We start from the raw sequence: 7,977 nt of genomic DNA, 5'->3' as shown, positions 1-7,977 counted from the left end.
ACCGGCTCCAACGCTGCGCGAGATGAAAGCTTCGCGTTTCCGCCGGTTGCTCACACCGCGCCACTTGGCGTATTCAAAACCGCCGGGGCTCTAATCGCTGCCGGATGAAAGTTCGGTGGCAGGTCACCTGAGATGTTGCAGATCACTCGCTTGCTTGCGCCACCCTCAATGCATGAGGTGCCGCTCAACAAAGGCACCAGGTTGCGCGCGCTTCCAATGTAACCGCCACCCTCGGCGCTCACTGGACGACCTCCCGGGTGGATGGCAAAGATGCCGCATGGGCAATGTCTTAATTCAAGCGCATAAACATTCCACCAATAATCGAGGAGATATCGAGGCGAGCGCATACTGTGGCTGTTTCCATTGCTGCAAAGCTTTCAAGCCCGCCGAGATTGAAGAGTGGGTTGACGATAACCGGACAGCGCTTTGCCCACGATGCGGCATCGACGCTGTGATAGGTGACGCTTCTGGTTTTCCTGCGACAGCGATGGAATTCCTGGCCGAAATGAGAAGACGTTGGTTCTAAAGGGGTTCCGAGCGTCATCATTGAAGCCCCTCTGTGAGTGAGTTATCTGCGCCGATATCGGTATGAAAGGGAATGGCTTGCCCGGGTCCATACTCTCACGTTCGAACTTATGACAATTTCGAGTGGCCTAAAGTGCCGGGAATTGGGGGCCTTCAAACGGGAGTGAAATGTCGAAGCTCAACATCTACAGAGCGATATTGATTATTTGCCTTGCGGCCATCGTATATATTTGGCCCATTGCGGCTGTAGTAATCGCAGGCTGGTGGGGAACGGCTCTCGTCGGTGTTTGGGCGAAGAAGGTCGACCCCTCCAATGGAGAAAGTTCACTTTCCCGGACGCTAAATAGCGACTCATTCGGAGCACTGTCAGCGTGGCTCGGCCTTTGGAATGGGTTCTACGTCTGGAAAGACCTCGATCACGACTACCATCACCGCAACCGCAGCGATCCTTGAAGGGCCGCTGAAGCCTATAGGCACGAGGAGCGGCAATTCCTCGGCAGGAAATCCGCAATCTGGCTCTGCTTGTGGCCTAACGATAGCAGTGAGCATGCCAGTCAATAGGCAAATGGATCGGCCGCATTGAGCTTGCAAAGCCCAGCGTATCGGGCTTTCTCGCTCTTGCCACAGTCAAACTTCGGTTGCCCTGTATGTGCGCGAGGGCCGTTTAGGGCGTTGCTTCTCTGCGCCCCAGAAGGCAAGTCGGGCATCTGGCGCTTCTTTGATAACAGGAATTTGCATGTGAGCCCGAAGCTCGCTTTGAAACCGCGAGGTATTGCGGGCGCCCCATGCACCAATGAAGCACCCGCATCCTCAACTCGCCCAGCTTCCGCGTCCGCCCGTTAGCAATTTATTGACCATAAGCTGGCTTTACTAATCCCGATGGATGCGGAGTTCCCGCCCGTCGTCGAGTATTTGGTGTAGGGCGGGTTTGTTCGTGTCGAGGTATTCACTGCAAGGTTTGTCAGGCGGAATTGCCACGCTCCTGTCGCGTGCGGAGCGCTTCGCAGCGCAGACTATTCTGCCGGCTCTGTTCGCGCTGCCGGCACTTGTCGGTTCCGCATCATTTGCCTCGGCTGAGGATCGCGCCCTGAAGCTGTTCTTTACCCATACGGGCGAGAAGGCGACGATTACCTATAAGCGCGACGGAAAATTCGATGCCAAAGGCCTTGCCCAGATCAATCGGTTTCTGCGCGACTGGCGAAGGAACGAGCCGACCCGGATGGATCCCCGGCTGCTCGACCTGGTCTGGGAGGTGTATAAGCGCAGCGGCGGCAAGGATTACATCCACATCGTCTCCGCCTATCGCTCGCCGGCGACCAACAACATGCTCCGCAACCGATCCCGCAGCACCGGCGTCGCCAAGAAGAGCCAGCACATGCTGGGCAAGGCGATGGATTTTTATGTTCCTGGCGTGAAGCTTGCGACGCTGCGGGCGCTTGCGATGCAGATGCAGGTCGGCGGTGTCGGATATTATCCGACCTCGGGATCGCCCTTCGTGCATCTCGACGTCGGCAATGTCAGGGCCTGGCCCCGCATGTCCCGGCAGGAACTCGCGCGCATATTCCCGAACGGGCAGACGATGCATCTGCCGGCCGATGGCCGGCCGCTGCCGGGATACAATCAGGCGGTTGCGAACCACAGGAAACGCGGCGGCCCCGCCGCGATTGAGATCGCAAGCACCGCGGGAGAGGACGAAGAAGTGGTGGTGTCGACCAGGTCAAGCGGCGACGCCCCAGACGGCAAGCTCGTGACGGCGCTTCTGCCGACGCCGAAAAGCCGGGCCTTGAATGCGCTCGCGCTGCAGACCGGCGCTGCCGAACCGGATGACAAACGCTCCGTTCCGGATCTTTCATCCTTGCCGATTCCGATACCGGCGATGCGGCCGGCGGCCCTTGAGCACGATGCTGACGTCGACAAACTGGAGACGGCGTCGATCGGCCCGATTGCCGCACTTCCGGAGAGACAGGCGTCGGCATTGCCTGTTCATGCCCGCTTCCATCCCCGCATCGTTGCACCGGAGGCTTCCAGGAAGGGCGCTGGTATGATCGCCTCCCTGCCCATGACCGCTTCCTGGGAAGAAGCAAACTTCCTCGGATCGACTTCCGAGACCGCGCTGATGACATGGGCGCTGCATTCTCCCGGCGAGACCGTTGCATTGAGCCCGCCGCGCGTCTCCCCCCGCACGGTTCATCGTGAGGTTGATGCCGCGACGTCGGCTGGAGATGTCATCCCGGTTGCTGCCAGCGGCCCGGATGCCGCCAGCGGTCCGTTCGATGCCGGCCGGTTTACATCGCCCCCGGAGGGATGACCTCGATCGTCAAGGTATGTGCTGCAGCAGAGACAAAAGCGCCTCGCAAGGCGAGCCGTTCAAAGAACCACCGCCTGGCGGTTTGCTCGACGATATCGGTTTCAGAGTGGCAAGCCGTTCGGGTCAAGCTGCGGTGTGGGAGCGGGCGCGGGCGCCGGCTTAGATGTGGACGTCGGTGTAGTCGTGTTCATCGAACTCCCGTTTGATTCACTTCGCCCGAACGCCAGTGCCTGGTCCCACAGCTCCTTTTGGGCTTTATCGTCCAGCTTCCTCTGCTCAATGTCCGCGGACATCTGCTGGCACCCCTCAAGAATGCTGGCGGCGATGAGAAGGGTTGCGCAGAGAACGACACTGTATTGGATACGCCTGACTGGAAATGGCATGCGAGTATGGCCCCCTCAATAAAGATTGCACGCGGCTTTTGGCTCGACGCGCCGCGCTCGTGATCATTCAACAGCCGTTGCCCTGGCCTTCGTCTTCAGAAGGAACGTGACCGCCAGGAGCAGCGGCGGTCGTGGCTATCAGAGGATTGTTTGCTCAATATTTGAGGGCGCAGAAAACCGGCATGCCGGCTGGCGCGGGCGGCAAAGACAGATATGAGCGATGGCTCAGGCGCCGGCGGCGGAACCGATGCTGCGCAGGACGAAATCGGGAATAGCCTGCCTGCCGTACAGGCGCGAGACATGCGCGATCATGTTGCGCATGACGTTTGCGCGCCCGTCCTGTGAGATGACGTGGCGCGCGGAGGTGAAGTAGAGATATTCGATCGCCGCGGCGGCATGATCCGGCCCGAGGGCGGCAAGCGCCCGTTCCGAGGCGTCCGGCAGTTTCCGATCCGGCTGCGCCGCCATCCAGCCGATCATCAAGGCGATCTGCGGCGGGCAATCCGAACCGAGGTTCGATATATCGGTGGCCAGGGCGGCCGAAGAAGGGCTGTGGCCGGCAGCCAGCAGGGCAATGCACTTCAAGACCCTGAGATGGCGATGAAACTCCGTGCCCGCTTCGCCCGCCTTGATGCCCCGATCGAAGAAAGCGACCGCTTCGTCGAAACGACCGCGGGCGCAGCTGAGCTGCCCGAGAATGGGCAGGCCGGCGGTGGAATCCTGTGTGCGGGTGAGCGCCCGCTCGGCCAGTTCGGCGGCAAGGTCGAGATGGCCGCGATTGATGAAATAGAGAAGCTTGGCAGCCCCCAGCATCAAGAGCGGCTTGTCCTCGATTTCGGGCAAGCACTCCAGCACGGTGCCTTCGATCTCGCTCTCGATGCGATCGCGCTCTTCCAGGCTGATGCGATCCCCGAACGGATTGGTGAGGACAAGGCGCGCGAAGAGGTGCAGGCCCCATTGAATCGCGGCGTCTGCATCGAAGGGATCCTGCTCGCGGCTGCTGGCAAGCCGTTCGCCGCTGGCCAGCCATTTCGGGTTCGAGGTCGACAGCAGCCGTGAGGCGCTTTTCAACCGGACCTCAGGCGTTTCATGCGTGGGTACGCCGAGCCCGTCGGAGGCGTCGTTCAGGGCCTGCTGCAGGGCTGCGGCAACGCCTTCGGAGAGGCGCTCCGCCTCGTTCACGAAGGACAGGTCGTCCGCGGTATCGAGATGCAGGCGGAAGGCCTTGACGATGCGCTTTGCGGGCATTTCCCGCAGCGTGGCCGCACAGTTGAGCCGGCCGCTATCGCCATGAAAACCGGCATCGGCATGAAAACTCACCTGCAGCAGATAGCGCGCCTTGTCATAGCTGGCGAGAAGGTTTCTTTCCGTAATGGCGACCTTGCGGCCGGCGCCGATCGCCGGCGCGATCCTGTCGCGGAGCCTGTCCACCAGCGACAGGCCTTGCTGGCGCAGCGGATGTTTCTCAAGCTCGAAGCTGGGAGCGATGATCAGGAAGGCATCGATCGGGCCAGGCCGGGATGGAGTGGCGATCCAGACGTAGCCCTCGCCATATTGGGTCGCGATGTAGAGGGGGGACTTGGCGTTGTCGCCGAGCTTCAGCCGCAATCTGTTGACCAGAAAATCGATATTGCGGTCGGATGCATCCGAGCCCGGCTGGGCGATCTCATCCAGCAGGCGATTCCGGCTCATGAGACGACGCGGATTACCGGTGAAAGCCAGCAGCAAAGCGCGCTCGTTTCTGGTGAACTGGATCGTCTGCCCATTGCGATGGGCAAACATGCAGGCTTCATCGATGACCAGATCGCCGAAGCGGAGATCCTGTGCCTTGCCCGTATCCGCAAATGAAATCATCTCGACCCAAACGCCTGATGGGCAAACACCGCATGTTGCGCGCCTGAACGGCTCGGCTCCACCCCAACCCCGAAATGCTTATAAGGCCAATATCGGCAAAACAATATACGTCGTTTGACAGACCCTGCGGGCGGCTATGCGACCGAACGCAAAAGCGCTTACGTTCTGCGCTATCGCATCCACGAGGAAGCCGACACGCTGTCGTCGTTCGCGTCTGGCATGGACGGGAACAACGCGTCTGATTTCATGCAGGTGAAGCTGCTCGCCACGCCTCTTGGCAGCTGCCGCTTTCCCCTCCCCAACCCCTCTCCACAAGGGGAGGCACTAATTCGCAGCAGCGGTCTCTGCCACCAGAATACGTCGTGACATGCCGCATCGTCAGGAACGAAACGCGACAGGCGCCCCACGGCAGTACTCTTCGGAGAGGCTTGCGGGAACTTTGGCGGTGGCGCTGGGCTTCTTACGATATGCCTTCGGGCACGGTATCCGCCTACTCTGTCGGAGCGGTCTCTATCGGGTAGTGCGCATCCTCCCAGGCGGGAAAGCCGCCGGCAAAGTGGTAGACATTCTTGAAGCCCCAGACCAGGGCTTTGGCCGATGCGTAGGCGGAATCGCCACAATATTTGCCGTGGCAGGAGAAGATCACCTCCTCCTCGCGGCTTACGGCTTTCGACAGCGTGTCTTTTGCCAGCACCTCGACGACCGAAAGGTTGACGGCTCCAGGCGCGTGGCCGCGACCGAAGCTCAAAGCGGTGCGCACGTCCACGAGCTTGACGCCGCGGTCGTGCAGGCGCTTGGCCGTCGAGGCGTCGATTTTCGTGGTTCCCCTGACGTTGTATTCGCCGTTGCTCTTGCTGATCAGGGAAGCGTATTCGTCGTAGGAAATATCTATGCCGGCTCCCTCCGGCACGCCGGCTTTGCGCAGCCCCTGCTGCAGGCGCTCGCGATAGGTCCGATCGTAGTTGAAAATATCGCCGTACCAGTACCATCCCGATTCCTGCACCGTCAGCGGCGAGTAGCCGGCGGGAACGGCGAGCGCGTTGTATTTTTCGATGTTCTCCTGAACGCCGTCCGTCCGCCCGAGGTGGCCGAAGCTCGAGACCAGCGTGGCGTAGTCTTCACTCACGTCCGATTGCCTGGCGACCACGCGTTCGAGGGTCTTCACCGCATCCCGATATTTCTCCTGGTGGAACTGTGAGATCGCCAGGACCCTGAGATAGCTCGGCGGATATTGCGGGTCGACACGCATCGCCAGCTGCACTTCGCGTTCGGCCTCCGGCGCCTGGCCCGTCGCGTTCAGAATCCGCGCTTTACTGAGGTGATTTTCGGGATCGTTGGGATCGAGTTCCATCGCGCGGCTGATTTTGGCAAAGGCCTCGGCATACTGGCCCTGCCTTGCCAGCACCTCGGCGGAGATCGCATAGGCGAGCGAATTGGGCTTGCGAAGCGCCAGCGCCAGGTGCCGATCCACACGTTCCATCGCTTTCTCGAAGCCGATGTTGGCGGCCTCCCAATTGGAAACGGCAATCCGCCAATTCGCCGAAGCGAGTGCTGCATGCGCGCGGCTGTAATCGGGGTCGAGCGCGACTGCCTTTTCGAAATAGGGAATGGCCTTGAGGGTTTCATCCTCGCTGTCGCGGCGCAGGTGATCCCAGCCTTGCAGCAAGGCGTCGTAAGCCTGCGGGCTCATCGTCTCCGCCTGCTTGGACTGCGCTTGCTCGGCAATCGTGAACTCGACGGTGAGCGCAGATACGATCTCGCCGATGACCTTATCCTGAAGCGCAAAAATGTCGCCCATCGCGCCGTCATAACGGTCAGCCCAGAGATGATGGCCGCCGAGCGCGTCGATGAGCTGTGCGTTGATGCGGACCTGGTCCCCCTGGCGACGCACGCTGCCTTCCAGGATATAACGCACCCCCAGTTCCTCGGCGACCTGCTGCACCTTGGTGGGCTTGCCCTTGTAGGCGAAGGTGGAGTTTCGAGCGATCACGAAGATGCTGGAGAGCTTCGAAAGGTCGGTGATCAAATCTTCCGTCATGCCATCGGCGAAATAGGCCTGTTCCGGATCGGAACTGAGATTGTCGAACGGCAGGACGGCAATCGACGGCTTGTCCGGCAGCGGCAGCGCCATGCGGGCGATCGACGCGGTTTCCGCACTCGTCGTCCACGGACTGAGCCATAGGGCAGCGAAGGCCGCCACCAGAACCACAGCCAGAGCCGCAAGCGCTTTCCGGCTGCGAAGCCGCCGGATGTTGAACCGCCGGCTCGGAGCGTTTCCATCGAACAGCACGCGATAGGTGCGGACGGGGCGGGCAATGTTTTTAACATGCTGCTCGCCGATAAATTCAAGCGGCAGCTCCACCTTGCCTTGCAGATGATCGAAAGCAGTGCCGGATACGAAAAGCCCGCCGGACTCACAGATCTGCTCCAGCCGAGCAGCGACATTGACCCCATCGCCCAACAAATCATCGCCCTCGACGACGACGTCGCCGAGATTGACGCCCATGCGGAAGAGAAGCCGGTGTTGCGGCAGGACATCGAGCTGGCGGGCCGCAACCTGCTTTTGCAGGGCAACGGCACAGAGGACGGCATCGACGACGGAGCCGAACTCGACGATCGCCCCATCGCCCATCAGCTTGACGGTACGTCCGCGATATTCCGCCAGCAGCGGATCGAAAACTTCGGCGCGCAATGCCCTCATCGCGGCCAGCGTACCGGCCTCGTTATCCTCGATGAGTCTTGAATAACCAACAATATCGACGGCGAGAATTGCAACCAGCCGCCGCTCGGCATGATCGTCTCCCATGGTCATCCTCTCCAGCGAGGTGACGAAAGCCACGCTTAGCGGATCCTTCGGTCAACGGGAACACTCCTGCGGCCGCGGTTATTCTACTCCTGTTTCCTGCT

Annotated in this window: 5 protein-coding genes; 2 read left to right on the top strand and 3 right to left on the bottom strand. The window is 60.7% G+C overall.

The window, feature by feature from the left end; translation table 11 throughout:
* Positions 1–289 precede the first annotated feature (289 nt).
* Positions 290–547, bottom strand: a complete 258-nt coding sequence (locus ATY75_RS34630; RefSeq protein ID WP_190241372.1) for a hypothetical protein — start codon at positions 545–547, stop codon at positions 290–292.
* Between the two features lie 146 nt (positions 548–693).
* On the opposite strand from ATY75_RS34630, the gene ATY75_RS16775 reads away from it, so the two are divergent.
* Together ATY75_RS16775 and ATY75_RS16770 are read left to right on the top strand one after the other, a co-directional pair.
* Positions 694–978, top strand: a complete 285-nt coding sequence (locus ATY75_RS16775) for a hypothetical protein (RefSeq protein WP_088938442.1) — start codon at positions 694–696, stop codon at positions 976–978.
* Between the two features lie 475 nt (positions 979–1,453).
* Positions 1,454–2,833 carry a DUF882 domain-containing protein gene (locus ATY75_RS16770; protein ID WP_088938441.1) on the top strand — a complete coding sequence of 460 codons (1,380 nt, stop codon included), beginning with the start codon at positions 1,454–1,456 and terminating at the stop codon, positions 2,831–2,833.
* Positions 2,834–3,441: 608 nt separating this feature from the next.
* Here ATY75_RS16770 and ATY75_RS16760 read toward each other — a convergent pair.
* Positions 3,442–5,070, bottom strand: a complete 1,629-nt coding sequence (locus ATY75_RS16760; protein ID WP_088938439.1) for a winged helix-turn-helix domain-containing protein — start codon at positions 5,068–5,070, stop codon at positions 3,442–3,444.
* Between the two features lie 490 nt (positions 5,071–5,560).
* Entirely contained in the window at positions 5,561–7,876 is a 2,316-nt protein-coding gene (locus ATY75_RS16755) for a tetratricopeptide repeat protein (protein ID WP_088938438.1), read from the bottom strand.
* Positions 7,877–7,977: the final 101 nt, after the last annotated feature.

This window comes from Rhizobium sp. N122 (assembly GCF_002211295.1).
Classification (GTDB): domain Bacteria; phylum Pseudomonadota; class Alphaproteobacteria; order Rhizobiales; family Rhizobiaceae; genus Rhizobium.
The sequence above is the reverse complement of the archived record's forward strand: the minus strand, read 5'-3'. Positions and strand labels throughout refer to the sequence as shown.

Coding starts and splice junctions, on each gene's coding strand:
- ATY75_RS34630 (WP_190241372.1), bottom strand. CDS start 547: ATGATGACGCTCGGAACCCCTTTAGAACCAACGTCTTCTCATTTCGGC.
- ATY75_RS16775 (WP_088938442.1), top strand. CDS start 694: ATGTCGAAGCTCAACATCTACAGAGCGATATTGATTATTTGCCTTGCG.
- ATY75_RS16760 (WP_088938439.1), bottom strand. CDS start 5,070: ATGATTTCATTTGCGGATACGGGCAAGGCACAGGATCTCCGCTTCGGC.
- ATY75_RS16755 (WP_088938438.1), bottom strand. CDS start 7,876: ATGGGAGACGATCATGCCGAGCGGCGGCTGGTTGCAATTCTCGCCGTC.